At 66.1% G+C, this 24285-nt stretch carries 24 protein-coding genes; 14 read left to right on the forward strand and 10 right to left on the reverse strand.

Features of this window, described 5'->3' with window-relative positions; translation table 11 throughout:
• Window positions 1-54 precede the first annotated feature (54 nt).
• The 5 genes from QQS38_RS23375 (at window position 55) to QQS38_RS23395 (ending at window position 4772) form a co-directional block, all read left to right on the forward strand.
• Entirely contained in the window at window positions 55-615 is a 561-nt protein-coding gene (locus tag QQS38_RS23375; protein ID WP_479647722.1) for a YbhB/YbcL family Raf kinase inhibitor-like protein, read from the forward strand.
• 322 nt (window positions 616-937) lie between these two features.
• Window positions 938-1477 carry a hypothetical protein gene (locus tag QQS38_RS23380; protein WP_479647723.1) on the forward strand — a complete coding sequence of 180 codons (540 nt, stop codon included), beginning with the start codon at window positions 938-940 and terminating at the stop codon, window positions 1475-1477.
• A gap of 87 nt (window positions 1478-1564) precedes the next feature.
• Complete coding sequence (locus QQS38_RS23385; RefSeq protein ID WP_479647724.1) at window positions 1565-2422, forward strand: YkgJ family cysteine cluster protein; 858 nt, start codon at window positions 1565-1567, stop codon at window positions 2420-2422.
• 171 nt (window positions 2423-2593) lie between these two features.
• Window positions 2594-2731: an entericidin A/B family lipoprotein gene (locus QQS38_RS23390; protein ID WP_277429892.1), complete on the forward strand. Its 138-nt coding sequence runs from the start codon at window positions 2594-2596 to the stop codon at window positions 2729-2731.
• Window positions 2732-3227: 496 nt separating this feature from the next.
• The gene (locus QQS38_RS23395) at window positions 3228-4772 is read left to right on the forward strand and encodes a methyl-accepting chemotaxis protein (protein WP_479647725.1); all 1545 of its coding nucleotides are present in this window, start codon (window positions 3228-3230) and stop codon (window positions 4770-4772) included.
• A gap of 16 nt (window positions 4773-4788) precedes the next feature.
• On the opposite strand, the gene QQS38_RS23400 is transcribed toward QQS38_RS23395, so the two are convergent.
• The 10 genes from QQS38_RS23400 to QQS38_RS23445 form a co-directional block, all read right to left on the reverse strand.
• Window positions 4789-5094 (reverse strand): hypothetical protein, encoded by a 306-nt coding sequence (locus QQS38_RS23400; RefSeq protein ID WP_479647726.1) that lies wholly within the window; start codon window positions 5092-5094, stop codon window positions 4789-4791.
• A 12-nt stretch (window positions 5095-5106) separates the two neighbouring features.
• Entirely contained in the window at window positions 5107-5610 is a 504-nt protein-coding gene (locus QQS38_RS23405) for a hotdog family protein (RefSeq protein WP_479647727.1), read from the reverse strand.
• Window positions 5607-6431: a beta-ketoacyl synthase chain length factor gene (locus QQS38_RS23410; protein WP_479647728.1), complete on the reverse strand. Its 825-nt coding sequence runs from the start codon at window positions 6429-6431 to the stop codon at window positions 5607-5609. Before QQS38_RS23410 ends, QQS38_RS23405 begins: the two co-directional genes overlap by 4 nt.
• Window positions 6428-7663, reverse strand: coding sequence for a beta-ketoacyl-[acyl-carrier-protein] synthase family protein (locus tag QQS38_RS23415; RefSeq protein WP_479647729.1), 1236 nt, complete (start codon window positions 7661-7663; stop codon window positions 6428-6430). The genes QQS38_RS23410 and QQS38_RS23415 overlap by 4 nt, the downstream gene beginning before the upstream one ends.
• A gap of 18 nt (window positions 7664-7681) precedes the next feature.
• Window positions 7682-8587: a polysaccharide deacetylase family protein gene (locus QQS38_RS23420; protein ID WP_479647730.1), complete on the reverse strand. Its 906-nt coding sequence runs from the start codon at window positions 8585-8587 to the stop codon at window positions 7682-7684.
• Window positions 8584-11160, reverse strand: coding sequence for an MMPL family transporter (locus QQS38_RS23425; protein ID WP_479647731.1), 2577 nt, complete (start codon window positions 11158-11160; stop codon window positions 8584-8586). The genes QQS38_RS23420 and QQS38_RS23425 overlap by 4 nt, the downstream gene beginning before the upstream one ends.
• Window positions 11160-11810 carry a LolA-related protein gene (locus QQS38_RS23430; RefSeq protein WP_479647732.1) on the reverse strand — a complete coding sequence of 217 codons (651 nt, stop codon included), beginning with the start codon at window positions 11808-11810 and terminating at the stop codon, window positions 11160-11162. The genes QQS38_RS23425 and QQS38_RS23430 overlap by 1 nt, the downstream gene beginning before the upstream one ends.
• Entirely contained in the window at window positions 11807-12793 is a 987-nt protein-coding gene (locus QQS38_RS23435) for an LpxL/LpxP family acyltransferase (protein WP_479647733.1), read from the reverse strand. Before QQS38_RS23435 ends, QQS38_RS23430 begins: the two co-directional genes overlap by 4 nt.
• Window positions 12790-14583: an AMP-binding protein gene (locus QQS38_RS23440; protein WP_479647734.1), complete on the reverse strand. Its 1794-nt coding sequence runs from the start codon at window positions 14581-14583 to the stop codon at window positions 12790-12792. Before QQS38_RS23440 ends, QQS38_RS23435 begins: the two co-directional genes overlap by 4 nt.
• Before the next feature lie 89 nt (window positions 14584-14672).
• Window positions 14673-15332, reverse strand: coding sequence for a COG4648 family protein (locus QQS38_RS23445; protein WP_479647735.1), 660 nt, complete (start codon window positions 15330-15332; stop codon window positions 14673-14675).
• A gap of 481 nt (window positions 15333-15813) precedes the next feature.
• On the opposite strand from QQS38_RS23445, the gene QQS38_RS23450 reads away from it, so the two are divergent.
• The 9 genes from QQS38_RS23450 to mctP all read left to right on the forward strand — a co-directional run bounded on the left by QQS38_RS23450 (window position 15814) and on the right by mctP (window position 24082).
• The gene (locus QQS38_RS23450; protein ID WP_479647736.1) at window positions 15814-16074 is read left to right on the forward strand and encodes a phosphopantetheine-binding protein; all 261 of its coding nucleotides are present in this window, start codon (window positions 15814-15816) and stop codon (window positions 16072-16074) included.
• An 18-nt stretch (window positions 16075-16092) separates the two neighbouring features.
• Window positions 16093-16809, forward strand: a complete 717-nt coding sequence (gene fabG / locus QQS38_RS23455) for a 3-oxoacyl-ACP reductase FabG (protein ID WP_479647755.1) — start codon at window positions 16093-16095, stop codon at window positions 16807-16809.
• Between the two features lie 82 nt (window positions 16810-16891).
• Complete coding sequence (locus QQS38_RS23460) at window positions 16892-18235, forward strand: NAD(P)/FAD-dependent oxidoreductase (RefSeq protein ID WP_479647737.1); 1344 nt, start codon at window positions 16892-16894, stop codon at window positions 18233-18235.
• Window positions 18236-18242: 7 nt separating this feature from the next.
• Window positions 18243-19409 carry a chorismate transformation FkbO/Hyg5 family protein gene (locus QQS38_RS23465; protein ID WP_479647738.1) on the forward strand — a complete coding sequence of 389 codons (1167 nt, stop codon included), beginning with the start codon at window positions 18243-18245 and terminating at the stop codon, window positions 19407-19409.
• Complete coding sequence (locus QQS38_RS23470) at window positions 19406-20218, forward strand: lysophospholipid acyltransferase family protein (protein WP_479647739.1); 813 nt, start codon at window positions 19406-19408, stop codon at window positions 20216-20218. Before QQS38_RS23465 ends, QQS38_RS23470 begins: the two co-directional genes overlap by 4 nt.
• Before the next feature lie 16 nt (window positions 20219-20234).
• Window positions 20235-21011 (forward strand): glycosyltransferase family 2 protein, encoded by a 777-nt coding sequence (locus tag QQS38_RS23475; RefSeq protein WP_479647756.1) that lies wholly within the window; start codon window positions 20235-20237, stop codon window positions 21009-21011.
• Between the two features lie 93 nt (window positions 21012-21104).
• A complete protein-coding gene (locus QQS38_RS23480) occupies window positions 21105-22043 on the forward strand; it encodes a class I SAM-dependent methyltransferase (RefSeq protein WP_479647740.1) in 939 nt (312 codons plus the stop codon).
• 246 nt (window positions 22044-22289) lie between these two features.
• Window positions 22290-22535 (forward strand): DUF3311 domain-containing protein, encoded by a 246-nt coding sequence (locus QQS38_RS23485; RefSeq protein ID WP_479647741.1) that lies wholly within the window; start codon window positions 22290-22292, stop codon window positions 22533-22535.
• The gene (gene mctP, locus QQS38_RS23490; RefSeq protein WP_479647742.1) at window positions 22532-24082 is read left to right on the forward strand and encodes a monocarboxylate uptake permease MctP; all 1551 of its coding nucleotides are present in this window, start codon (window positions 22532-22534) and stop codon (window positions 24080-24082) included. Before QQS38_RS23485 ends, mctP begins: the two co-directional genes overlap by 4 nt.
• Window positions 24083-24285 lie beyond the last annotated feature (203 nt).

A 24285-nucleotide genomic window follows, 5' to 3' on the forward strand; every position in this document is an offset into this window, starting at 1 on the left:
CGGTTCCCAGGTGTAGTCTGCTGCAATCGTTTCGTTCGACAAGGGAGTAGCGCGATGAATGGCACCACCGATGCGATCCGACGTGTGCTTGGCGCAAGTCTATGCGTGTTGCTGCTGCACGGCGCGGCAGTCTACGCCGCGGACGCGTTCGAAATCGCTTCGCCGGGCATGCCCGATGGCGGCACGCTTGCGCTCACGCATGCGGGTAGCCAAAACCATTGCGGCGGCGACGATGTCTCCCCGCCCTTGCAGTGGCGCAATGCACCCCCGGCAACGCGCAGCTTCGCCATTACGATGTTCGACCCCGATGGCGCGAAGGGCTTGGGCGTGGCGCACTGGGTGCTATACGGCATTCCCGCTTCCGCCACATCGCTTGCCGCGGGCGGTGCGTTGCCCGCCGGTGTGCGCGTCGGCCCCAACGTGAGCGGGCAGGCGGCTTATCGCGGACCATGTCCGCCCGCTGGCGATATCGCGCATCACTATGTCGTCCAGATTTATGCGCTCGACCTCGCGCCGGACGCGCTCCCAGCCGGTCTGACGCGCGATGCGTTGCACGCGGCGATCAAGGACCATATCCTCGCCAATAGCAGCACGGTACTGCGGTTCGGGCGCTAGGCCCCGGGGCACGGGCTGCTAGCGCTAATGCCGCGCGAAGGTCGGGCGCGACGGATCGCCTGTGCTCACCGGTCAGGGCGGCCCATATTTCCCGATGGCGACCGAAGGACGATTTCGGCCCGATAGGGTCACCGACGATTTCGCTCAAGTGTTGTCGGCGTTGAAATGTCTGGCGGAAACGCCGCGGCCAGCCGCTCAGTCATAACGCAACGGCGCCGTCCGCGTCTTGTCCGTTAGCCATAGCGCCGCGCGTGCCGCCGATCGGGCGGGTAGAATTGCGGGCAATGCGCATAATGCTTCGCCCGAAATCATCAAACCTGCCATGACCGTCACGCCCCATTCGCCGCCCGATTCCGCAACCGATCTTCCCACCGACGAACAAGCCGCCGACACGCCAGAAGCCGTGCATGAGGACCGGCTGTGGTGCGACGGCGGCTGGACCGCTCGCGTGATCAAGAACGAGGACGACGACGGGTGGGCCGTCGAGATGATCAAGGACGGCGAGCCCGAGCCCGCACTGGTCGGTCCCTGGACCATGGGCCGCAACAAGAAGGATCCGAAGCCGCTCGACACCGCGGCGTTCAACACGCTCGTGAAAACGGCGTCCGAAGTGTTGCGCCGGCATGAGCAGCAGTTGCGGGCGCAATTGCATCGGCGCGTGAGCGTCGCGGCCGCAACCGGCGATGGCGAATTGGACATCACGCTCGACATCGTGCCGGAAGAGGATGAGCCCTACGCGTTGCTGACCGCTTTCGACGCCTTCGGCGAGCAGCTCGCGCAAGTGCAAGTGGCGGTCAACTTCAAGCTCAGTCGGGCGAGCGCCGCGAGCTGGGTAGAAAACGGGTTCCGTCGTCCGGGCTGAACGCGAATCTTGGGTCCGTCGCGCGTCGCCTGACCGAATCAGGCGTTTGGATCAACGCGCAGGACTCGGTGTCGAAGGGACTGGGCTTTGAATCGAGGCCTCGACTGCGGCCGTATGCCGTGTGGAAGGCCGAGAAAAGCCGCGTCTTCCAACCAGGGGCTTCGCTTGTCTGACACCATCGCTTTCCATTGCACGATGTGCGGCAAATGCTGCCACGATTTGCGCCTGCCCGTTACGCTAGCCGAGGCTCAAAAGTGGCTGGAGCGGGGCGGGCAGGTGGACGTGCTGTGCGACGCAACGCCGTGGCCGGTAGAGCCCGATCCGGCCAACGCGTTTGCCGCCTACAAGCGAAAGCGGACGTTCGCCGCCGGCAGCGGCACGTTGCCGATCCGAGTAGCGGTGACGCTTGCTGCGTCCTTCACGGGGGCTTGCCCCAATCTGCGCGGCGACATGCGGTGCGGAATTTATGACGACCGCCCTCTCGTATGCCGCATCTATCCCGCGGAGGTCAATCCTTTTATCCCCTTGCGGCCCGAACATAAGCTCTGTCCACCCGACGCATGGCAGCCGTTGGCACCTGCGGCTGTCGGCGGTGTCCTGCTCGATGCATCCACGCGGGAATCGATCCAAGGCAGCCAGCGCAGTGCCGAATACGAGGTGAACGGCAAGCGCGCGCTTTGCACACGCCTAGGTATCGACAGAGCCTCCGTCGCCAACGAAGGCTTCCTCATTGCCTCGCCACATCGGGAGCGCTTGCTTGCGGCGTTGCGCGAGGCGCAGATCTCCGGCGATGCAGTTGCTCCCATACCTTCGTGGACGTTGGTTTCCAGTCGTTCGGTAACAGTGGAGACACTGGCTCGCGTTGGAGCGCTCAGCGAATTGGATAGCGACACACATGACGGGTATCACTACGTCGGCACGCCCAGCGTTGCCTCAGGTATTTGAGCAACCTCGCGCACGAACGCAGGCACGTGGATTGCTCACCACTATGCACGGTGCATGCGACGCGTTCCGCGCTCGGGACGCGCGCGAACGCCGGGATGGCCGATCGTCAACGCCGCAGGGCGGGCCTTAACGCCAGTGCCTGACGGCCCGTCTTGCCAAGGGAGAGTTCTCATGACACGACTTATCGCACTCGTTTTACTGGGGAGCACCGTCTTGCTGACGGCCTGCAATACCGTTGCCGGCGCCGGCGAAGACATCTCGAAGGGCGGTCACGCCATCACCAACTCGGCCGAGAAGCACTCCGACTAGGCAGGCAGTGCCTCGGTGGCGTAGCCCCAAGCGAGTCGGTTCCACCCGATGCGCAGCAGGCTGTCGAACGACACCTGCTGCGTTCTTTTGCAGGGGGCGCGTTCCGCCACGAACGCGGCCCGATCTACTCGCGCAAGGAAGCAGTCACGCACGCGTCTTCGGGCAATCCGTTGCCGCGTGTTTCGAAGTGCCGCGACTGCCCATTCTGCATATCTTAGAAGCGCCCCGTGCCGATGCGGTCTACCGAAATGACGCACAGGCCGCGGCAGACGGTTGCGCGCGCAACCAACCCGCAGAATAGCGTCTGCGTCAACTTGCCGCATCCGCGGAGATCGCGGCCTGCCTAGCTTTGCGTCCCGCAAGTAAGCGGCGCCTTTGACCCTAAACCTCAAGTTCCCCGTAGGCACGCCGTTAAATGGCTGAACGCGCGGGCGGCGCGACCAAACGCCACGCCGCTTGCCGCACCCGCTTCCAATTTTCCTGAGGATTGTCATTGATGCGCAACAACGTGCCGGTTACACAGCACGAATACGAGCTGCCTGACGATGCGACGCTGATGTCCACCACCGACACGCAAAGCCGCATCACCTATGCGAATGCCGCGTTCGTCGAAACGAGCGGGTTCGCATTGGATGAGTTGGAAGGCGAGCCGCACAACATCGTGCGCCATCCCGACATGCCGCAAGAAGCGTTCGCGGATATGTGGGCGACGCTCAAAGGCGGCGAACCGTGGACGGCCATCGTGAAAAATCGGCGCAAGAACGGCGATCACTATTGGGTACGGGCCAATGCAACGCCCATCGCGCGCGGCGGCCGTACGGTCGGCTACATGTCGGTGCGCACGAAACCGTCGCGCGACGAAGTCGCTGCGGCGCAAACGTTGTACGCCGCTATGCGCGACGGCCGCGCAGGCAATCGAGCGCTGCATAAGGGCGTTCTCGTCCGCACGGGATGGTTGCGCTGGACTAGCGCGCTCAAGACGATGTCCGCACGGTGGCGTATCCGCACCGCGTCCATCGCGCTGCTGCCCGTGCTCGTCGGCGCCGCGGCGGCGGGCGGGCAAAGCGGGACAGGGCTCGCCGTATTCGCCGCGCTGGCTGCGCTCTCACTGGGCTGCATGTCGGTCTACCTCGAAGCGCAATTCGCGCGGCCGCTCGAGCGTCTGCGGCGGCATGCGCTCGACGTGGCTTCGGGGCAAGGGCGCCAAGCGCCGGAGCTCGGCTGCGTAGACGAAATCGGCATGACGCTGCGCACGATCAATCAATTAGGCTTGATGTTCCGCTGGCTCGTCGACGACGTGAGCGAGCAAGTGCGCCAGGTGCAACAGTCGATCAATGAGTTCGCGCAAGGCAATGTCGATCTGAGTTCGCGCACGGAGCAAGCGGCATCGAGCGTGCAGCAAACGGCCTCGTCGATGACACAAATGACCTCCACCGTGAAGAGCAATGCGGAGACGGCGGCGGCGGCGAACCAGCTGTCGAGCACGGCGAGCAAGTCGGCTACGGCGGGAGGGCAGGCGGTGTCGGAAGTCGTTCACACGATGAACGACATCACGAACAGCTCGCGCAAGATCGCCGACATCATCGGCGTGATCGACGGCATCGCGTTCCAGACGAACATTCTGGCGCTCAATGCGGCCGTCGAGGCGGCGCGCGCCGGCGAGCAGGGCCGCGGGTTCGCGGTCGTTGCGGGCGAAGTGCGCAGCTTGGCGCAACGCAGCGCACTGGCGGCGAAAGAGATCAAGACGCTCATCGATGCAAGCGTGGAGAAAGTCGAATCGGGCTCCAAGCTCGTCGATGACGCGGGCCGCACGATGGACGACATCGTCTCGCAGGTCAAGCGCGTGTCCGATCTCATCGCCGAAATCAGTTCGGCCACGAGCGAACAGAGCGCCGGCGTCGCTCAGGTAGACCGCGCGGTCAGCGAGCTAGACAACATCACGCAACAAAATGCGGCGCTCGTCGAACAAAGCACGGCGGCCCTCGCGAGCTTGAGACAGCAGGCGACGCGCCTGGTCGACGCCGTGGGCGTGTTTCACTGACGGCGGCCGCGCCGCATCACTTCGATTCGCCGGCCCGAGCGGCGCGGTCTTCCGGCGCATCGTCCTTGCCCACGGCCCGGCGAATCGCATGTTTGGTGGCGTAGTATCCCGTGCGCGCACCGCTCGCAATGGCGTGGCCCGCAGCCTTCGCCGTGCTCGCAACGCCGTGCGCCGCTTCACGCGCTCCTTCCCCGACTTTCTTGCCGGCGGTCTTGATGTCTTGCTTTGCTTCGTGTGCCGATTCCTTGACACTGGCATGAACGGCAGGGGTCAGCACCGAGCAGATCAACGCTGCGGCCAGCAAGCGACGGGCATGCTTCATCGACTTCTCCTTTTATCGGTCGTTGGTTTGGGTGGCGGCTGCCGCGTGCGTATCGGCGTCGAGGATGACCGCGGCGCGCCCTTCGAGCAGCACGGATTCGCCGCAGCGCACGGTGAAGCGGTAAAGGACCGTATTGTCGTCGCCGCCGATGCGTTGGGCGCTGATGGCAAGCGGTGCGTCGAACGTATCGAGCCGTTGCACGTAGGTTTGCACGCTGCGCACGCTCGCGAGGAAGCCCGCTCGCGGGCGGTCGGACGCCGCGCCTAGCACGGCGCCATGCACGGCCATCGCTTGGGCCGCGTACTCCACGCCGCAAACGGCGCCCAGCCGGTCGTTCATGCGCAGCGGATTGTGCGCGTCGCGGTGCGTCGTCGCGCTGCATTCGATGGTTTCGTCGTCCCAGCGCACGACCTCGTCGAGCAGACACATTGCATCGCTGTGAGGGATATGCGCCGCAATCCACGCGTGGTCGAGCGGTGGTTCGAGCGGACGTTCGAGCGAAGGCATCGTGTTCATAGCGGGGCAGGCTGCGTGCAGGCGCTCATGGGTGTGATGTCGATCCGCACACGCAGATCGTCCAGATAATCGAGCACGACACTCGCGGCCTGTCGCGCGGCCACTGCCTCGAGCAACGGCAACGCGCGCGCCGCCGGATTATCGAGGCGCAGCGTCTCGAGCGGGGGCGATGCAAGCGTCGTGGCCGGCGCGTCGGTCAGTTGCGCGTCGATGCGGGCGAGCGTGCGCGCGCCGGCGCTTGGCGCAAGCACGAGGGCGACGCCGAACGCATCGCGGGTGGGGCGCACGGCGCACAGTGGGTCCGGGTACTCGGTATCGGCTGCGATCAGCAGCGCGTCGTGCGCATCGACGGCGACCTGGCAAAGGCTCTCGAGCAATCCGGCGGCGAAGCTGCCGTCGTGCGCGCACAGCACGTTCGATGCGGGCATCGCGCGCACGGCAATGCTCCAATAGCCCGCGGGCGCGTTATGCACCGAGTTATGGAAACGAGTGGGCGAGATGTAGCGATCGTCTCCCGCCAGCATCTCGCAGATCGCGTGGCAGTTCTGACCATCGCCGCCCGACGAAGCAAAAACGCTGCACAGCTGCGCCGGATCGCGTTCGGCCGCTTGCGCGGCTTCGCTGCCCACCGCCAGCGTCAGCTTGACCGGTACGCTCGTGCGGCGGCGCTCGGCCGCCGGCAAAGAGGCCGGCGGCGGAACGACGGCGGGCGCGCCCACGTACTCGGCCGCGCCGGTCAAGACTTGCGCGGCGTGCGGCCAATTGGTGAGCCCCGGGCCGATGAGCCCGATGCCGTCGAGATAGGCGTGCAGATTCGTCATCGTGCGCCGCTCCTTTCATGGACGAGGTCCGCGCGGCCCAACACCAAGCTGCAGTTGGTGCCGCCGAAGCCGAACGAGTTGCTGAGAACGGAGCGCAGCGGCGCGTCGCGGCTTTCCAGAACGTACTGGAGATTCAACGCCGGATCGGGCGTTTGGGTGCCGACGCCCGCAGGCATGAACTGGTGACGCAGCGCGAGCGCGCAGATCACCGCCTCGAGCGCGCCTGCGGCGCCGAGCGTATGGCCCGTCGCGCCCTTGGTCGAGCTGCACGGCGTGCCCTCGAACACGGCGTTGACGGCGAGGCTCTCCGCCGCATCGTTGCCCGGCGTGGCCGTCCCGTGCAAATTGATGTAGTCGATGTCGGATGCGCGCAGGCCGGCGCCGGCAAGCGCGGCTTCGATCGCCAGGCGCGCGCCGAGTCCTTCGGGGTGAGGGCTCGACATGTGGTGCGCATCGTTGGACTCGCCGATGCCGAGCAGCATGATGGCCTCGCGCTGGGCATCGGGCGCGGCGCCGCTTGCTTGCTGCGGTCGCTCGAGCAAAGCGAAGGCGGCCGCTTCGCCGATGGAGATGCCGCGGCGCCCGATGTCGAACGGCCGGCACGGCTCGCGCGAGAGCAACTCCAGCGAGTTGAAGCCGTACAGCGTCGTCAGGCAGAGCGAATCGACGCCACCCACGACGGCCGCATCGATCAGTCCCGCCTCGATCATGCGCCGCGCGGAGCCGAATACCTTCGCGCCCGACGAGCACGCCGACGAAATCGAAACGGCGGGCCCCCGCAGCGCGCAGTAGGCGCGCACGAACGCCGCGAGCGCGTAGCAGTTGTGCGTTTGCGCGTAGTGGAAGTCCGCGGGCAACGCCCCGCTCTGCGCATCGCGCCGGCGATAGGCTTGTTCGGTTTCGAGGATGCCCGAGGTGCTCGTGCCGACGAATACGCCGATGCGCGTCGCGCCGTAGCGTGCACTTGCCGCGGCGACGGCGTCGGCGAACCCGTCTTGCGTGAGGCTAAGCTGTGCGAGCCGGTGATTGCGACAGTCGAATTCGCGCAGATCGGCGCGCACGGGCTCGTCGTCGATACCATCGACAGCACCGGTCCACGTGAGGAGATCGGCGCGCTCGAAACGGCAGGGCGCGAGGCCGCTGCGCTGCTCGCGCAACGCCTGCAACGTTGGGCCGAGGCCACGCCCGATACAGCTCGTCGCAGTGAAGTGGGTGAGGTGCAGAGCTTTCACGGCAGTCGATCCATTGACCTATCCATTGACTTCGAACGATGCGGACTCGGCGCGCGTTGCGGCGGCCGGCGGCGGTGTACCCGCCTCGCTTCCAAGCGCCGCGCGCAACGTGATGCACTGCAGCGCGGCATCGCGCGCGGCGCGCAAGACGCGCTCGAGCGCATCGATGACGACGGGGCGGCCACGTTCGTCGCGTGCGACATGACCGTCGTGCAACAACAGGATGTCGCGTGCCGCGAGCCCGTGCAACAACCGCTTTGCGACGAGCTCAGCGTCGGGCGTGCGCGTGTCGAAGCCGCGCCGGGTCCAACTGGCGAGCTGCAGGCCTAGCGCGCATAAAACCGGCTCGAGAAACGGATTGCGCAGGCCGGCCGGCGCGCGAAAGAACAACGGCGCGGCGCCGCTCGCATCGTGCAGCGTGCGCTGCGCGGCCTCGATCTCGCGCCGCAATGCGCGCGGGCCTTGCAGCGAAAAATAATGGCGATGATGCTGACTGTGGTTTTCCACGGCATGGCCGCGCGCTGCGATTGCTTCGACGATGCGCGGATGACGTCGTGCCCTTTCGCCGATGCAAAAGAACGTGGCTCGGGCCGCATAGCGGTCGAGCAAGTCCAACACGCGGGGCGTCACCTCCTCATCGGGGCCGTCGTCGATCGTGATTGCGATCCGAGCGCCCGCTTGCGCGGGCAGTTGCGTCCAGTTCGGACCGAGCAGCGAGCTGCGCGGCCAGAGCCCGGCGGCGGTCAAGACGGCATGGGAAGCGGCGATTGCGCCGACGGCATAGGGCCACGCCGACGGCTGCGCGACGGCCAACCCGGCGGCAGCGGCGTGCAACGCGACCGTGCCCGAAACCACCGGCGTCGGACGCCAGGGGCGGGGGGCGCCGGCAAGCGGCGAGGCGGGCGGGCGCGGCGTCCGGTTCATGCGGTTTTTCCTTTGCGTTGGGAGGCCGTACACGAGGCGCAGCCGGTGGCTTGCCGCGCGCGCGGCGCCAGGATTGCCGAGAACAGCAGCGCGAGCATGGCGCCCGGCCCGACCGTCAGCCCGAACGATTCGAGCATGGGCACACGGGAGAAGGCAAGCAACCCGAAGCCGGCGACGGTTGCGAGATTGGCGACCAAGAGCGACACGAGCGTTTGCGGAGCGATACCGGGCGAGGGCGCTTGCGAGCCCGATGGCGACACCGCGTTGCGCCGGTTGAAAAAGAGCGCGTAGTTCGAGCCGATCGCGACGATGAGCAGCAAGCCGATCAAATGAAGGATCGTCAGGGGTTCGTGCGCGAGCGCGAAGCCGGCGGCGACGGCAAGCACGGCAGCCATCAGCGGCGCGAGCGTGCCGGCGACGCGGCCGGCGTCGCGCAACGCGGCGAACAGCAGCGCGATGATGGCCGCCAATCCCGCGAGCGACAAGCGAATATCCTCGCGCACGTAGTCGACGTAAAGCGTATCGGCCTCTCGTTTCAGATCGACGAAGAGGGCATCGGGCACGTGAGCGCCGGCAACGGCGGCTTCGACGCGCCTCGCATCCAGATCCGGCTCGTCGACGGCGCTCCCTTGCGCCGGCGCCGGATGCGCGTTCGGCCTCGTAGTCGTTGGCGCCGCGGTTGCCGCCGCCGCTGCCGATGTCGCGTTTGGCGCTCGCAACGACAGCATCGCTTGCCAGCGGCCCGAACGTTCGTTGAGCAAGGCGTCGACGGCGAGCCCCATCGACGTGCCTCGCAGATCGGCCCGGCGCAGCAGCGGCGCGTTGCGCGCTTGCTCGACGTCCGCGATGAAGGGGGCGAAGATGGCCGGTCTCACATCGACCGTTTGGTCCGTCACCGCCGAGCGCATTCTCGCTTCGAGCACGCTCGCGGGCGGCAAGCTCGCGAGCCGCGCGCGCTGCGTGGCTTCGCTTGGCAGAAAGCGCGAGGGGCTGTCGAAACCGGCTAGCGAGCCGGCATCGACGAGCGGCTGCAGCCGAGCGGCGATTTTCTCGGCGCCTTCGAGCACCGTCTGTTCGCTCGTTCCCGACACGACGACCAAATAGCGCACGTCCGGGGCGCCCACGTCGGCGCGCAGCGTTGCATCGAGCGCCTGACTGGCGGCAGGCACGGGACTTAGCGCGGAAAGTTCGTGGCTCCAGAGTTGACCGCGGTGCAATACGAGCGCGGTCACCGCGCCGAGCATGAGCGCCGCGAACGGCCAGCGCAGGCGCGGCGCAACGCAGGTGGCATCCGCGAGCCTTTCGCCTAGCCGGGAAAGATCGCGCACCGCGACCGCGCGGCGGTGCAGATGGGGAACGACATAGCGCGTGACCGCGGCGGCCGCGACGAGTCCCGCGATCGAGTAGGCGCCGAGTTGCACGAGGCCGGGGAAGCCCGAAAACAGCATCGACGCGAAGCCGCACACCGAGGTCAGCATGCCGAGCCTGATCGTTGGCCAGTAGGCGGCGATCCAGGCCTGGAGCGAAGCCCGCGCGTCCGGGCCGGCGCCGGGGCGCGCCGATTGCACGAACAAATAGATCGAATAATCCACGGCTTCGCCGATGAGCGTAGTGCCGAACCCGAGCGTCAGCCCGTGGACCGTGCCGAATACGAGGCTCACGACCGCAAGGCCCGCTGCGATGCCCGACAGGACGGGCACGAGCCCCAGCGCGAGCGTGCGTGGCGAGCGATAGACGAGCAAGAGCAAGCCAACGATGAGCGCGAGACTGAGGGCGGAAAGTCGTTCCACGTCATGCTTGATCGTGTCGCGCGTCTGCACCGAAAACACCCCGGGCCCGGTGAGCACGAGCCGGCACGACGAGGCGCGCGCCACGCTGGAGGCCGCCGAGCGGAAGGCTGCGTGCACCGCTGCGATCGCGCTTTCCTGGGCATCGGTGTCGGAACCGGCGCCGGCCGTTTGCGCCACGAGCACGGCGCGCGAGCCGTCGCGCGAAGCCCAGACGCCATCTTTCGAGACCGGCTGCGACTCGCCGGCGAACTGGTCGACGATGGCCGCCACTTCGCCGGTGGGATCGTGCGGCAGCAGCGCCTTCGTCATCAAACCGGCCGACGAACTGAGCAAGTCCAGGCTTTCTCCGAGCGCGCGGTGCAGCCCGTCGGCCGAGAACCGTTGCGGCGTCACGGCGGGACTGAGCAAGTAGCGGTGCTCGAACACGAACCGCTCGTCGCGCGCTTGGGTGACGCTCTCGCCGTTGTTCACGGAAACGAAGCGCGCATCTTGGCGCAGCGACGTCGCCATGCTGCGCGATATGCCCGCGCGGGTGCCCGCATCGCCGCCTTCGATGCCCACGAGGATCAGGCGCGAGACGATGCCGTCGCGCAATTGATCGACGAGCAGACGCTGCCGGGCAGTGGGGGCGTTCGGCAGAAAGGCCGAGAGGTCGGCGCTGAAGTGGGCGCGCGAAATGACGAGCGCGCAGCCGATCAGAAACGTCAGCCAAAGCAGCACCGCACGCCGCGCCGGCAGGGCGCGAACTGAGGCGGTCGGCGGCTCGTGCGTTTCGCGCTTCATCACTGTCTTGCCGCGTCGCGCAGTTGCATCACCGAATGGTCGCCGTCGGCTTGCTCGATCACGACCGTGTGCAGCACGTCGCGCGTGCCATCGAGCGTGATCGTGCGCACGGCCTTGAGCATGCGCGCATCGAGGGGCGTTAGCGTCAGCGTCCAGTTCTCGCCCTGGCCGTCGATCGACACGTGGTAGAGCCGCTCGAGCGCATAGCGATTACCCGCCAGTGTCGCGCGAATACTGTCGATGAACGCCGCGACTTCCGGATAGCGGGCGAGCGACATCGTGTAGGTGCGCTGGTTGCGCTGCACCGTCAGCGTGTCGCCGTCCACCACGAGCCGTTCGGGCTTGGGGCTCACGGTGTCCTTTTCCAGATGATCGGGCGCGACGAAGGCCAGTTCGCCCGACGATTCGATCGGCTTCTCCGCGATCGAAAGGTACTTCGTTTCCACGAACTTCGCATGCCCGGACTTGTTTTGCGCGAGCGTGGACATGAGCCGATCGAGCGTCCAAGCCGTGTTGTCGCCCACCGTGGCGGTCGCGGGCGCCGCAGCGCCCGTCAGCGGCAAGGCCGTGCATAGGCTCGCCAGCACGTGCGCCGTGAGCGCGCGGCGCCAGCGAGATTGGCCGATGAGGGAAAGAAGCGATGCCGTCATGCGTCGAAGATCCTTGCCGAAGACGCGCCCGCTTGCGGCGCCGGCTCGTCGGTCGGTTCCGCGCCCTCGCGCCAGAAATCGAAGAAATTGAACCAATTTTCCGGTGCGCTGCGGCAGTGCTGCTCGAGCAACGCGACATAACGCTGCACAGCCGCTCGTATCTGCGTGGCGCGTTCGCCGCGCGGTGTATCGGAGAAATCGGCGAGCGTTTCGAAATGCAGATCGTAGCGATTGCCGCCGCGGTAGATGCCCGTCATGAAGATGACGGGCCGCCGCAGCATTGCCGCCATGCGCATCGGGTCCACGGGAAAGCCCACACGCCCGCCGAGAAACGCGAGCGGCATTAGCGCGTGTTCGCCTTCCTGCCGCAGCGTGCGATCGGCCAGCATGCCGATCATCGCGCCTTGGTCCAAATACCCGAGCGCCTCGAGCATCGCCTCCGGGCGGCCGAGACTGATGACGTCGTGCTTTACGGCAGGGTTGACGGTGGCTAGGGCGGCGCTGACATTGCGGGCATTTTCCTCGTACATCATGACCGCCACGCGCAAGCCCGGCCGCGTGCGGCCGATGGCGCGCAGCACCTCGAAGCTGCCGAAATGCGCTCCGACGAGCAATGCGCCGCGCCCGGCCGCCAACGCGGCGTCGACGGATTCGCCGCCGTGGACGCGCAGATCGAACAGATCGAAGCGCTCGTTGAGCAGATAGACGCGATCGTGAATCGTGGTCGCGAACACGAGCAAATGGCGATAGACATCGCGCCAGCGTGCAGGACGTCCTAGCACGCGCGTGAGATAGGCCGCGGAAACGCGCCGCGTTCCGGGGGCGAACAGCAGGAAGTAGAGCACGATGGCGCGCAGCAAGACGCGGCCGACCGGCCTTCCGAGCCACAACGAAAGCGTCGTCATGAGCCGCAGCAGCGGGAGGTTGCCGCGCTCCTGGCGCTCGGCCCAGTTCGAGTGGCCGGCATGCTTGCGTGTGCTCATGGCGCCCGCCGCTCCGTCAGCACGCCGGCAGCCGCGATGCGCTCGCCTGCGCGAATCGTGAAGCGAATCGCGCCGCCCTCGTCGCAGCGAAACGTCAGCGCGAGCGCTTCGCCAGGCGCAACCGGCGCGGTGAACTTCGCCGATCCGATCGCGCGGATATCGAGCGTGCGTCCCAAGGCCGAACCGATGTGCTCGATCGCATGGTCGAGCAGCACGATGCCGGGGACGATCGGGCGGCCGGGAAAGTGGCCGGGCAGGGCGGGGTGACCGGCCGCAATCGCGAATAGGATCGGCCCGTGCGCCGCATCGGCCGGCTGGGGCTCGAGCTTGGACTCGGATGCGTCGCCAACACCCGCATTCGCACCAGCACCAGCACGAGCACCAGCGTTGCCCCGGCGCGCCAGTAAGGCGGCAACGAGCACGGCGAGCGTGTCGCGCGGTAGCTTGCCGGTCGCGTTGCGCGGCAATGCGTCGACGAACAGCAGCGGTCGCGGCATGAAGGCCGCATCGATGCGCTCGCGCAGCCGGCGTTGCAAGTCGGCGGGCGCCAGCGCCGGCGCGACGACGAGTGCGACGAGGCGTCGGACGGCGGCTCCATCTTCGTCCGAGGCTTGCTCCGCAGCGTTTGCGGGGGCATCGCCGGGCATGAAGAACACGCCGTCTTCAACGCCCGGGATCGCGGTCAGTTGATGGTTCAAGTAGGCGAGGGACGTGCGTTTTCCAGCGATGTTGACGAGGTCTGCTTTGCGTCCATGCAACAAAAAATGCCGGCCGTCGATGCGTTCGAGCGCATCGCTCATTCGAACCGGCGCTTCGACGTGGCCACCGGCAGCCCAAATCTCCTGTTCATCCGCGTCGTCCTGCGCCGGGCAGGTCGTCAACACGACTTCGGGGAACAGTTCCCACGCGGCGCCATGCGCAGTGCGGCGCGTGGCGATCTGGCCGGTTTCGGTGCTGCCGTAGATTTCCATCAGCGGTGCTTGCAAGCGGGTTTCGGCCTGCGTTGCCAGTTTTTCGGAAAGCGGGGCGGTCGCGGACAGGATCAACGATGCGCACGGCAGTTCAGCCTCGGAAGACAACAGCGCCCGCAGGTGAATCGGCGAAGTGACGAGAATGCGCGGCGCCGGCACGGCTTCGAGCGCGTGACGGATATCGCTGGGGTAGAACGGTTGGGCGTTGCTGAAGGCCGTCGCGCCGATCAACGCGAGCAAGACCGTCGATTCGAACCCGTACATATGTTGCGGCGGCACCGTGCCGACGAGCGTGCTCGCGGCCGTCTCGGCTATGCCCAGGCGCGCCGCGGCGGCGCGCACGTTCTTCACGAGAAAGCCCCATGTTTTTCGATGCGGCACGGGCGTGCCGGTCGAGCCCGATGTGAACACGTATGCCATCACGCGCTCACCGTCGATCAGTGGTGCGGCTTCGTCGCTCGACACGGTGCGCGCGCATGGGTCTGGAAGCGCATAGCGAAAGCGGGGCAGTGCGATGTCGCAGTCGTCGGCATCGTGTAGGCAGAAGGCATCGGGCGCGAAGCGTTGCAGCTCGCACACGGTTTGCGGCGTATAGGTGGACGGCAACAGGCTCACCTTGCCGGCGACCAGCGTGGCGCACAGGCCGACCGTAAAGCGATAGCGGTCCCGGCAGACGTTGAACACATGGCCGCCGCCGGGCAGCACGGCCGCCAGCGCGGCGACATCCGCGAGAAACTCGCGCACCGTCACCGGCGCGCCGTCGCGCCAGGCGATGATGCGATCGGGCGAAGCATGAGAGACCAGCGGAAAACTCGGCATAACGTTGGCGGCAACTTGGCGAAATCGAATCCGGGCGAGTGCGGCGCGCGAATCGGACCGGCGCGACCGTTATCGAAGATTATCGAATGTTATCGAAGCTGAACCGGCCGGGCTTGCGCCGAGCGCCGGTAGGCGCGGATGCTCGCGAGCATCCCGGAGCTTTCGATCCCGGGCAGGGCGAAGCGCCTGCAAACATGTTCCCCCACGAACATGAGTGCGGCGAGCGGCAGCGTCAGATAGTTGGCGAAGGTCGACCATACCGAGAGCGAAGCCGTGACGAACAGCACGGTGGACACGGCGACGACGGCCGCGAAGAACAGCGTCCAAGCAACCGTGATGCGTCGCGTATAAGCGGCGATCGCCGGCGCGAGCGGCCTGCCCCGCACCATGGCGGCGAACTGGCTGCAAAGCGGCTCGCGGCCGGGCGCGAGGGTGCGGCCGAACAGATAGCCCAGGGCGCCGTTGAACAGAACGTGCTCGAAGAACAAGCCCAAGGCGTAGTGGCGCACGAGCGCGGCGCGCGAGAGCCACAGGATCGCGCACGCGGCGGCGATGGGCGGCACGAGCAACGCGCGCCGCGGTGAGCGCGCGGCAACGCTTAGCGCGAAAATGGCCGCGGGCGCGAGGACGAGCGCGAGCCCGAGGCCTTCGAAGCCCGGCGTGGTCACGGCATGATGCGCCCCGACCTCGTAGGCGAGCACGAGCGCCGCCCCGGCGGCCTCGCATGCAATCGAGCCGAAACGATTCACTCGACCCCTCCCCGCGCAATACGCTGCTTTACGACACCCGACTCAAAGCGGGCGAAACCAAAACCAATAGAATTCGACACCATTCGAACCATCACGACGACCGCCCACTGTCCCCCATTGCTGCGTTCGACGGATCATACGGAGTTCGCGGCGCGAAGGGGATGCGTTTTGTAACTTTTTATATAGTCGGGCTTGCGGGCGCGGCGCGTCTGGGGCGACGGCGCTCGCGCGCTAGCCAAGCGCGGCGCGTCTTCGGGCGCTGCCAAGCCTAGCCTGACGGCTTGCCCGCGCGCTTCATTCAGTAACCTTTCTGGTATATACGTCAAGCAGGGGTTCGTCTAGAATCGCTCGGACTTGAACGGACCCTATTTGCACAGCTGGAGTCGCGAGCCCTGGTGGGGCGACGAGTTCGTCTTCTTGCCATCGCTAGCATCCGCTCGATTCAGGCCGCAATTTTCGCAGTTAGCCTGCGGTAAGTATGATGAATGAACTGGAAAGAGAACTCGCCGAACTGATGATCCGCGAATTGAACCTCGAGGACATTCAGATTGCCGATGTATCGCCTGATATGGTCCTTTACGGCGAAGGTTTTGGGCTCGATTCCATCGATATTCTCGAAATCGCGCTGCTGATCTCGAAGAAGTACGGGTTCGAGCTGCGTTCGGACAATCCGGACAACAAAAGGATCTTCGCTACGCTCGGGGCGTTGGCCGGCTACGTTGCCGAACATCGTGTTCGATGACCTATGGCGCAAGTCCCGGTGAAGGCATTGGTGACCGGCGGCAGCGGCGCGCTTGGTGGCGCGATCAGCCAAGCGCTTGCGGCGGCGGGCCATGAAGTGTACGTGCATGCGCATCGCAATTTGGCGGCTGCCGAAGCGGTGGTCGCCCATATCGCCGATGCGGGCGGCGCTGCGCATGCCGTTTCGTTCGACGTGACGGACGAAGCGCAAGCGCGCAGCGCGCTCGAACGGATCGTCGAAGACGGACCCGTGCAAGTGTTGGTCAACAACGCGGGCATTCACGACGACGCTCCCATGGCCGGCATGTCGCAGCAGCAGTGGCGCAGCGTCATCGAGGTCACGCTGAACGGATTTTTCAACGTCACCCAGCCGTTGCTGTTGCCGATGATCCGCACGCGCTGGGGGCGCATCGTCAATATCGCCTCGGTCACGGCGTTGACCGGCAATCGCGGGCAGACGAACTACGGCGCGGCCAAAGCAGGGCTGATCGGGGCAACGAAGTCGCTCGCGCTCGAGCTCGCTTCGCGCGGCATCACCGTCAATGCGGTGGCCCCGGGCATCATCGAATCGCCGATGACCGCCGCCGCGTTTCCGCCCGAGCGCATCAAGCAGATCGTGCCGGCGGGCCGCAGCGGGCGGGCCGAGGAGGTCGCCGCGATGGTGGCTTACCTGGTTTCGGACGCGGCTGCCTTCGTGACGGGACAGGTCATGTCCGTCAACGGCGGACAGGCTTAGCTGCGCCCACCGATCCGGTTTGCGTCGCAATCGCGACGGTCCAAGCGCGTCATCTAGCAGCCCGGCTGCAAGGAGAAGAGCTGTGACGAATGAACCAAGCCAGGCCCACGCGCCGAGCTGGGATGTCATCGTGATCGGCGGCGGACCGGCCGGTTCGACCGCGGCGACGTTGTTGGCCGATGCCGGCCACCGCGTGCAGTTGCTCGAGAAGGCGCACCACCCCCGCTTTCATATCGGCGAATCGCTGTTGCCGGCGAACTTGCGGTTGTTCGAACGGCTCGGCGTAGCGGACGCCGTGCGCGCGATCGGAATGTACAAGGGCGCGGCCGAATTCGTCTCGCCGCAACATGGCAATCGGCTCGAGCGGTTTCGCTTCGCCGATGCCTGGGACAAGTCGATCCCCCATGCCTATCAGGTGCGCCGCTCCGAACTCGACGAGATTTTGCTGCGCAATGCGGCGCGGCACGGCGTCGATGTCGTCGAAGGGTGTCAGGTGCGCGACGTCGAATTCCTCGATGGAGACGAGGGCGCCATCGTGACCGCGGCGCACGACGACGGCCGCGCCTACCGCAGCCGCGCCCGGTTCGTCGTCGATGCCTCGGGCCGCGATACGCTGCTGGCCAATCGGCTCGGCACCAAACGGCGCGACACGAAGCACAACAGCAGCGCGCTGTACGCGCATTTTCGCGGCGCGCAGCGCCATGACGGGGCGGACGAAGGCAACATCAGCATCTATTGGTTCGAGCGCGGCTGGTTCTGGTTCATCCCGCTTACCGACGGCGCGACGAGCGTCGGCGCCGTCGTTTGGCCGCATTACCTCAAGCAGCGGCAACGCGGCACTTCGATAGAGGCCTTCTTCCTCGAGACCATCGCGCTGTGTCCGCCGCTCGCCGAGCGGCTTGCGGGCGCCGAACTCGTGACGAGCGTCGAAGCCACCGGCAACTATTCGTACACGGGCGAGATCACCCATGGGCGCAACTTCGTTTTGCTCGGCGATGCATTCGCTTTCATCGATCCGGTGTTCTCGTCCGGCGTGATGCTCGCGATGCAAAGCGGGTTCATCGGTGCGCAGGCCGTGGACGTTTGCCTGCGCGAGCCCGCTCGCGCGCACGCCGCGCTCGCCAAGTTCGACCGTGACGTGCGGCACGGGCCCAAGACGTTCTCGTGGTTCATCTACCGTATGACCTCGCCGGCGATGCGCAGCCTTTTCATGAAGCCGCGCAACGTCTTTCGCGTGAGAGAAGCCGTGCTCTCGCTGCTGGCGGGCGACATCTTCGGCGATACGCCGATCTGGCCGTCGCTGCGCTTGTTCAAGGTCATTTACTACTTGTCGTCCGCACTCGACGCGCGCAATTCGTTGCGGGCGTGGAAGGCGCGCCGCCGCATGCTGCGGCAAGCCGACGAGCCGAGGACGGCTGCAGGGTGAGGCGCGAATGTCGGTTGCTGCGCTAACACTGATTCGGCTCGGACCTGGCGGCCTGGCGGCGCTCCTGGGCGATGAGCCCCCTGCCGCCCGGCGCGAAGCGTTCGCGCGGGCGTATCCGGGCGCGCTTGGCGCTGCATGCTTCGGCAACGCCGAGCGCTGGTCGCTTCTTGCCGATGCTGCGCCCGAATTGCCGCTTGCGACCGCATCGATGGCGAGGCTCGTTCCCACGTCCGAACGCTCGGCCGCTCTCGATGACGCCAGCTTCGAAATCTGGCGGTGCGATGCAACGGATTTGATCACCCGCTCGCACGGGCCGCTACGCTATCGATTCAGCGAATCGGCCGGTATCGTGTTCGGCAGCGTGTCGATGCAAGAAGCGCAGGCCGGCAACGCGTCCGCCAACGGCGCGACGCCGCTCGAGCGGGCCACCTATGCGGCGTACGAATCGATCTTCCGCGTGCTCGATGCGCTCGGCATGCGGCACCCGCTGCGGATCTGGAACGTCGTGGCGGGTATCAACGCCGAGCAGTTCGGCAGCGAGCGCTATCGTCAATTCAACACGGGCCGACAGCGTGCTTTTCAGGCTTTCGGGCGGCCCGTCGTCGATAGTGTGCCGGCCGCGAGCGCGCTCGGCGCGCCGGTTTCCATCGACGGCGACGCGCCGAGTGCGACGCCGCTCGTCGTCTCGTTCCTCGCCATGCGCACGCCGTCCGAGGCGATCGAGAACCCCCGCCAAGTCAGCGCCTATCGTTATCCGGCCCAATACGGTCCGAGCGCTCCCACATTCGCGCGCGCCGCTGTGTGGCGCGATGGGCGCCGGCCGAGCGACGCACCGATGCTCTTCGTCTCGGGCACGGCAAGCATCGTCGGCCACGAAACGGTTCATCGCGGCGACGTGCTGGCGCAACTGCGCGAAACGCTCGCCAATGTCGATGCGATCCTTTGCGAAGCGGCCCGCAAAGGATACGGGCGGTGGACGCTATCGGACCTGACGTACAAGATCTACGTGCGCGATCCGTACGACCTCGACATGCTGGGCGCGATCGACGATGCGCTACGGGCGCGCTGCGGTTCGCCGTTGCGCGCGCTCTATCTGCACGCCGATATCTGCCGCAGCGACTTGCTGCTCGAAATCGAAGCGAGCGCCGGGCATGAGGTGGAGGTGCGCCAATGAGCGATGTGAGCGTACGCGCGGCGCAGCGCTTCGGGGCGAGCTCGATCCGGCGCGGCTTCGAGGGGCTGCGTCAGCACGTCGTGTTCTATTTCGCGTTGCTCTTGCTCGCGATCGTCTGCTTGGCGTGGCTGCCCTGTGCGGCCGTGTTGCACGTGCTGTTGCCGCGCACTGTCGCGCGCGTGCTCGGACGCGCCGTGATCCGCCATGTCTGGCGGCTGTACTTTCAAGCGCTCACGGCGCTCGGCGCCGCGCGTTTCGACCTGAGCGAGCTGGCGGCGCTGCGTGGCGCACCGGCGATGATCCTTGCGCCCAATCATCCGACGCTGCTCGACGCCATGCTCGTTGCTTCCTGCGTGCCGAACGTGTGCTGCGTCATGAAGCGCGAGATCGTCGGCAACGTGTTTCTGGGCGCGGGCGCGCGCCTTGCGGATTACATCGCGAACGACACGCCGAAGGCCATGATCAGGACCGCGGTGGCCGACTTGCGGCGCGGCCATCCGTTGCTGTTGTTCCCGGAGGGCACGCGAACGGCATCGACGCCGGTCAATCCGCTGAAGTCGGGGGTCGGGCTCATCGCCGCGCGCGCGGGCGTTCCCGTGCAGACGTTGATCGTCGAAGCCGATTCGCCGTTCTTGGCGAAGGGCTGGTCCATACTGCGCAAACCCGCGCTGCCGCTCACCTATCGCGTGCGGCTGGGGCGCCGGTTCGCACCGCCGCAGCGGCACCCCGATGCGCTGCGAGCCTTCGTCTTACAGTTGCAGAACCACTACCGCGCGGAACTCTCGAATGGACCGTCTTGCCGCGGCTAGCCGTCCCCGCACCACGATGCCGATGCCCTTAGCCTCAACCACACATCTCGTGCTCATCCCCAGCTACAACCCGGGAGAGAAGCTCGACGACACGGTGCGCCGCGCGCGCGCCCAATGGACCCCCGTTTGGGTCGTCGTGGACGGCAGCACGGACGGCAGCACCGAGCGGCTCGAAGCCATGGCGAAAAACGATCCGGGGCTGCGCGTCATCGTTTTGCCGCGCAATCGCGGCAAGGGCGCAGCCGTGCTCGCGGGGTTGAACGAAGCGGCGGCGTGCGGCTTCACGCATGTCTTGACGATGGATGCCGATGGCCAGCACCCTGCCGAGCTGATCGGGGCGTTCATGGCCGCGTCGATGTCGCGGCCGCAGTGCATGGTGCTCGGCCGCCCGAAGTTCGACCGCAGCGCACCGCGCATCCGGGTGCTGGGGCGGCAGTTGTCGAACTTCTGGACGCATGTCGAGACGCTGTGGGCTGGCGTGGGCGATTCGCTGTACGGCTTTCGCGTTTATCCAATTGCGCCGCTGCGCGCGTTGATGTCGAAGCAGCCTTGGATGCGGCGTTTCGATTTCGATCCCGAGGCCGCTGTCCGTCTATGCTGGCGTGGCGTCGAGCCCATCAATCTCGATGCGCCGGTGCGCTACTTCAAGCGCGCGGAGGGCGGCGTTTCGCACTTCCATTACGGGCGTGACAACCTCGTGCTGAGTTGGATGCACTTGCGGCTGCTATTGGAGTTCATCCTGCGGCTGCCGCTGCTCGTGGCGCGCCGCTTGTCGCGGCTCGCCGCCCGATAGCCAAGCAAATCGGGCGTTTTCTTCGGCGGCATGGGCGACGGTGCTATCCTCTCGTCCGATTCAACCGAGCGCCCACACGCGCACCACTTTTCCATGACTGACCTCATCAAGCGCGCCTCGGCCGAAGCGCGCGCATTCGCACGCGCCGAGCGCGCCGATCGCAAGGCCGGCAAGCAAGCAGCCGCTTCCAAACGCGCTTCGCGCTCGGCACGGGCCGACGCCTTCGACGACGCGGGCGGCCGCGCCGCGCCGCGCATCGAAATGCCGCGCAAGCCGCGCTTTGCGCCCGTGACGTTTTCCGAAGAGCGCGGCGTGCGCTATCTGCACTTCGGCACCGAGTGGGTGCAGGGTGCGATGCGCATCAACAAGCCCGACCGGCTCGAGCTCGAATACGCGCAGCAAATGATGGCGTGGCTGCTCTTTCTCGAAACGCCCAAACGCATCGTTCAATTGGGGCTTGGCGCCGCGGCGCTGACGAAGTTCGCCTACCGTTTCCTGCCGCGCGCGCACGTGGAAGCCGTCGAACTCAATCCCGCCGTCGTCGTGGCGGCGCACACGATGTTCGCGTTGCCCCCCGACGATGCGCGTCTGACGGTGCATGAAGCCGATGCATGGGATTTCGTCACCGACCGGGCCAATCACGGGACGATAGGCGTGCTGCAGATCGATCTCTACGACGCGACCGCGCGCGGTCCCGTGCATGAGAGTCTCGCCTTCTATCGGGCCGTTCGCGCATGTCTCACGGGCGCGGGCATGGCCACGATCAACTTGTTCGGCGATCATCCGAGCTTCGTGCGCAATATGAAGCAATTGAGCGCCGCGTTCGACGGCCGCGTCATTGCGCTGCCCGAAGTCCACGAAGGCAATCGCATCGTGCTGGCATTTTCCGGACCTGCGCTGGCGATTCCCTATGCGGCGCTCGAGCGTCGCGCCAAGCTGATCGAGGAAAAGCTTGGTTTGCCCGCTCGCGGCTGGGTCAAGGCGCTGCGTCAGGTTGCTTCGACGGCCTCTTCGGAGACGTTCGCGATTTGAGCGGGCCTACGCATTCGCGGCTTGCCGCGCTTCGCTAGCGCCCGCCGGTGCTTGCGTGGACCGTTCCGGCCCCGGGTCTGTCCCGCTTGACCGCCCGTGCAAGGCCCTTATACTCTTGCCAAGCTTAATAAGCTGAAGGATGGGCCCGCCCTGGCGCTGCGCGCGCGGTGCGCGGCCGGTCGAGACAGGGTGTCCCGTGCACACGGGGCCTCCTTCGGGGTGAACAAGAGTAAAAGAGGAGACGTCATGGCTCACAACGCCGACGCCAATCGAGCCGCCAAACGCTGGCTCTGGCTGCTGGTCATACCCTGGATCGCCATGATCTGGGTGCCGTCGTACAACAAGGTCGAACCGCAAGTCGCGGGATTCCCATTCTTCTACTGGTACCAGCTGTTCTGGGTGCTTATCAGCGCCGTGATCACGGCCGTCGTGTACTTCAAGACCAAGACCAAGTCGCGTTCGTCGAACGCCTCGGCCGGAGACGCCCGATGAACGCAACCGCAACCTTCGTTTTCGTTCTATTCTTCGTCGGCGTCACGATCCTCGGCTTCGTGGCCGCGCATTGGCGCCGGGGCGATCTCGCCCACCTGGAAGAGTGGGGTCTGGGCGGCCGGCGCTTCGGCACCGTCGTCACCTGGTTCTTGCTCGGCGGCGATCTCTACACGGCCTATACGTTCGTGGCCGTGCCGGCTCTGGTATTCGGCGCCGGTGCGATGGGCTTTTTCGCGCTGCCCTACACCATCCTCATCTATCCGTTCGCGTTCGTGGTTTTCCCGAAGCTGTGGGCGGTGGCGAAGCGCCACGGCTACGTGACCTCGGCCGACTTCGTCAACGCCCGTTACGGCAGCCGTATGCTGGCGCTCGCCGTGGCCGTCACGGGCATCGTCGCGACGATGCCGTACATCGCGCTGCAACTCGTCGGTATCGAAGTGGTGATCGGCGGCCTCGGTTTCAACACCTCCGGGTTCGTCGGCGATCTGCCGCTCATCATCGCTTTTGCGATTCTCGCGGCTTACACGTATACGTCGGGCTTGCGCGCGCCGGCGATGATCGCCGTCGTCAAGGACTTGCTGATCTACATCACGATCATCGCGGCGATCATCGTCATCCCCGCGCAGCTCGGCGGCTTCGGGCACATCTTCAGCACGGTGCCTCCCGCCAAGCTGCTGCTCAAAGCGCCTGACGTTTCCAGCATGAACGGCTATAGTGCCTACGCGACCCTTGCCGTCGGGTCGGCGCTCGCCCTGTTCTTGTACCCGCACTCGGTGACGGCGATCTTGTCCTCGTCCTCGGGCAACTCCATTCGCCGAAACATGGCGATGCTGCCGGCGTACTCGCTCGTGCTTGGCCTCCTGGCGCTGCTCGGCTATATGGCGCTCGCTTCGGGCGTGAAGGATATGCCTGAATTCGCGCCGTACTTCAAGGCGTTCGGGCCGAACTTCGCCGTCCCGGCTTTGTTCCTGCATTACTTCCCGTCCTGGTTCGTCGGCGTTGCATTCGCGGCCATCGCGATCGGCGCGTTGGTTCCCGCGGCAATCATGTCGATCGCCGCGGCCAACCTGTACACGCGCAACATCCACCGCGAGTTCGTCAATCGCAACATGTCGCACGGACAGGAGACGAGCGTCGCCAAGCTGGTGTCGCTGATCGTCAAGGTGGGCGCCGTCGCGTTCATTCTCGGTCTGCCGCTCACGTACGCGATCCAACTGCAATTGCTCGGCGGGATCTGGATCATCCAGACGCTGCCGGCGATCGTGCTCGGCTTGTATACGCGCAAGCTCGATGCGCGCGGCCTGCTGGCGGGCTGGGCAGTCGGTATCGGCGTGGGCACGTGGATGGCCGCCTCGCTGCATCTGAAGGGCTCGATTTACGCAATCCATCTGGGCGGTTATGCGATTCCGGGCTATGCCGCCGTCTGGTCGCTGATCGTCAACTTGGCCGTGGCTATCGTCGTGAGCTTCGCGCTGCGTTTGATGGGCGCTAGCCTTGCGGAAGACCGCACGAGCGCGGAGGATTACCTGGACCCGGTCGAGAGCTGAGCCGCGCACGAGCGAAACAGCATCGACAGTTGAAGAGGGCGGCACGGTAAGCGTGCCGCCCTTTTTTGTCGCTCGTGGAGCCGAAGGTTCGTTCGAGAACCGCGCGGGATCATGCCTCGCGCCGGTTACCGACCGATCCATGCCCGCCACGCTGGGAGCAGGCCTTGCTGCCGGCGTATCGACGAAGCACCGCGTTTAGCCGA

It is taken from the genome of Trinickia sp. Z7 (genome assembly GCF_056498045.1).

Excerpts from the sequence above, each read along its gene's own strand:
- QQS38_RS23410 (WP_479647728.1), bottom strand. The coding sequence starts at position 6,431 with ATGACGAATCTGCACGCCTATCTCGACGGCATCGGGCTCATCGGCCCG.
- QQS38_RS23405 (WP_479647727.1), bottom strand. The coding sequence starts at position 5,610 with ATGAACACGATGCCTTCGCTCGAACGTCCGCTCGAACCACCGCTCGAC.
- QQS38_RS23465 (WP_479647738.1), top strand. The coding sequence starts at position 18,243 with ATGTCGGTTGCTGCGCTAACACTGATTCGGCTCGGACCTGGCGGCCTG.
- QQS38_RS23470 (WP_479647739.1), top strand. The coding sequence starts at position 19,406 with ATGAGCGATGTGAGCGTACGCGCGGCGCAGCGCTTCGGGGCGAGCTCG.
- QQS38_RS23420 (WP_479647730.1), bottom strand. The coding sequence starts at position 8,587 with ATGAACCGGACGCCGCGCCCGCCCGCCTCGCCGCTTGCCGGCGCCCCC.
- QQS38_RS23485 (WP_479647741.1), top strand. The coding sequence starts at position 22,290 with ATGGCTCACAACGCCGACGCCAATCGAGCCGCCAAACGCTGGCTCTGG.
- QQS38_RS23400 (WP_479647726.1), bottom strand. The coding sequence starts at position 5,094 with ATGAAGCATGCCCGTCGCTTGCTGGCCGCAGCGTTGATCTGCTCGGTG.
- QQS38_RS23435 (WP_479647733.1), bottom strand. The coding sequence starts at position 12,793 with ATGAGCACACGCAAGCATGCCGGCCACTCGAACTGGGCCGAGCGCCAG.
- QQS38_RS23475 (WP_479647756.1), top strand. The coding sequence starts at position 20,235 with ATGCCGATGCCCTTAGCCTCAACCACACATCTCGTGCTCATCCCCAGC.
- QQS38_RS23375 (WP_479647722.1), top strand. The coding sequence starts at position 55 with ATGAATGGCACCACCGATGCGATCCGACGTGTGCTTGGCGCAAGTCTA.
- QQS38_RS23430 (WP_479647732.1), bottom strand. The coding sequence starts at position 11,810 with ATGACGGCATCGCTTCTTTCCCTCATCGGCCAATCTCGCTGGCGCCGC.
- QQS38_RS23380 (WP_479647723.1), top strand. The coding sequence starts at position 938 with ATGACCGTCACGCCCCATTCGCCGCCCGATTCCGCAACCGATCTTCCC.
- QQS38_RS23395 (WP_479647725.1), top strand. The coding sequence starts at position 3,228 with ATGCGCAACAACGTGCCGGTTACACAGCACGAATACGAGCTGCCTGAC.
- QQS38_RS23440 (WP_479647734.1), bottom strand. The coding sequence starts at position 14,583 with ATGCCGAGTTTTCCGCTGGTCTCTCATGCTTCGCCCGATCGCATCATC.
- QQS38_RS23390 (WP_277429892.1), top strand. The coding sequence starts at position 2,594 with ATGACACGACTTATCGCACTCGTTTTACTGGGGAGCACCGTCTTGCTG.
- QQS38_RS23480 (WP_479647740.1), top strand. The coding sequence starts at position 21,105 with ATGACTGACCTCATCAAGCGCGCCTCGGCCGAAGCGCGCGCATTCGCA.
- mctP (WP_479647742.1), top strand. The coding sequence starts at position 22,532 with ATGAACGCAACCGCAACCTTCGTTTTCGTTCTATTCTTCGTCGGCGTC.
- QQS38_RS23450 (WP_479647736.1), top strand. The coding sequence starts at position 15,814 with ATGAATGAACTGGAAAGAGAACTCGCCGAACTGATGATCCGCGAATTG.
- QQS38_RS23425 (WP_479647731.1), bottom strand. The coding sequence starts at position 11,160 with ATGAAGCGCGAAACGCACGAGCCGCCGACCGCCTCAGTTCGCGCCCTG.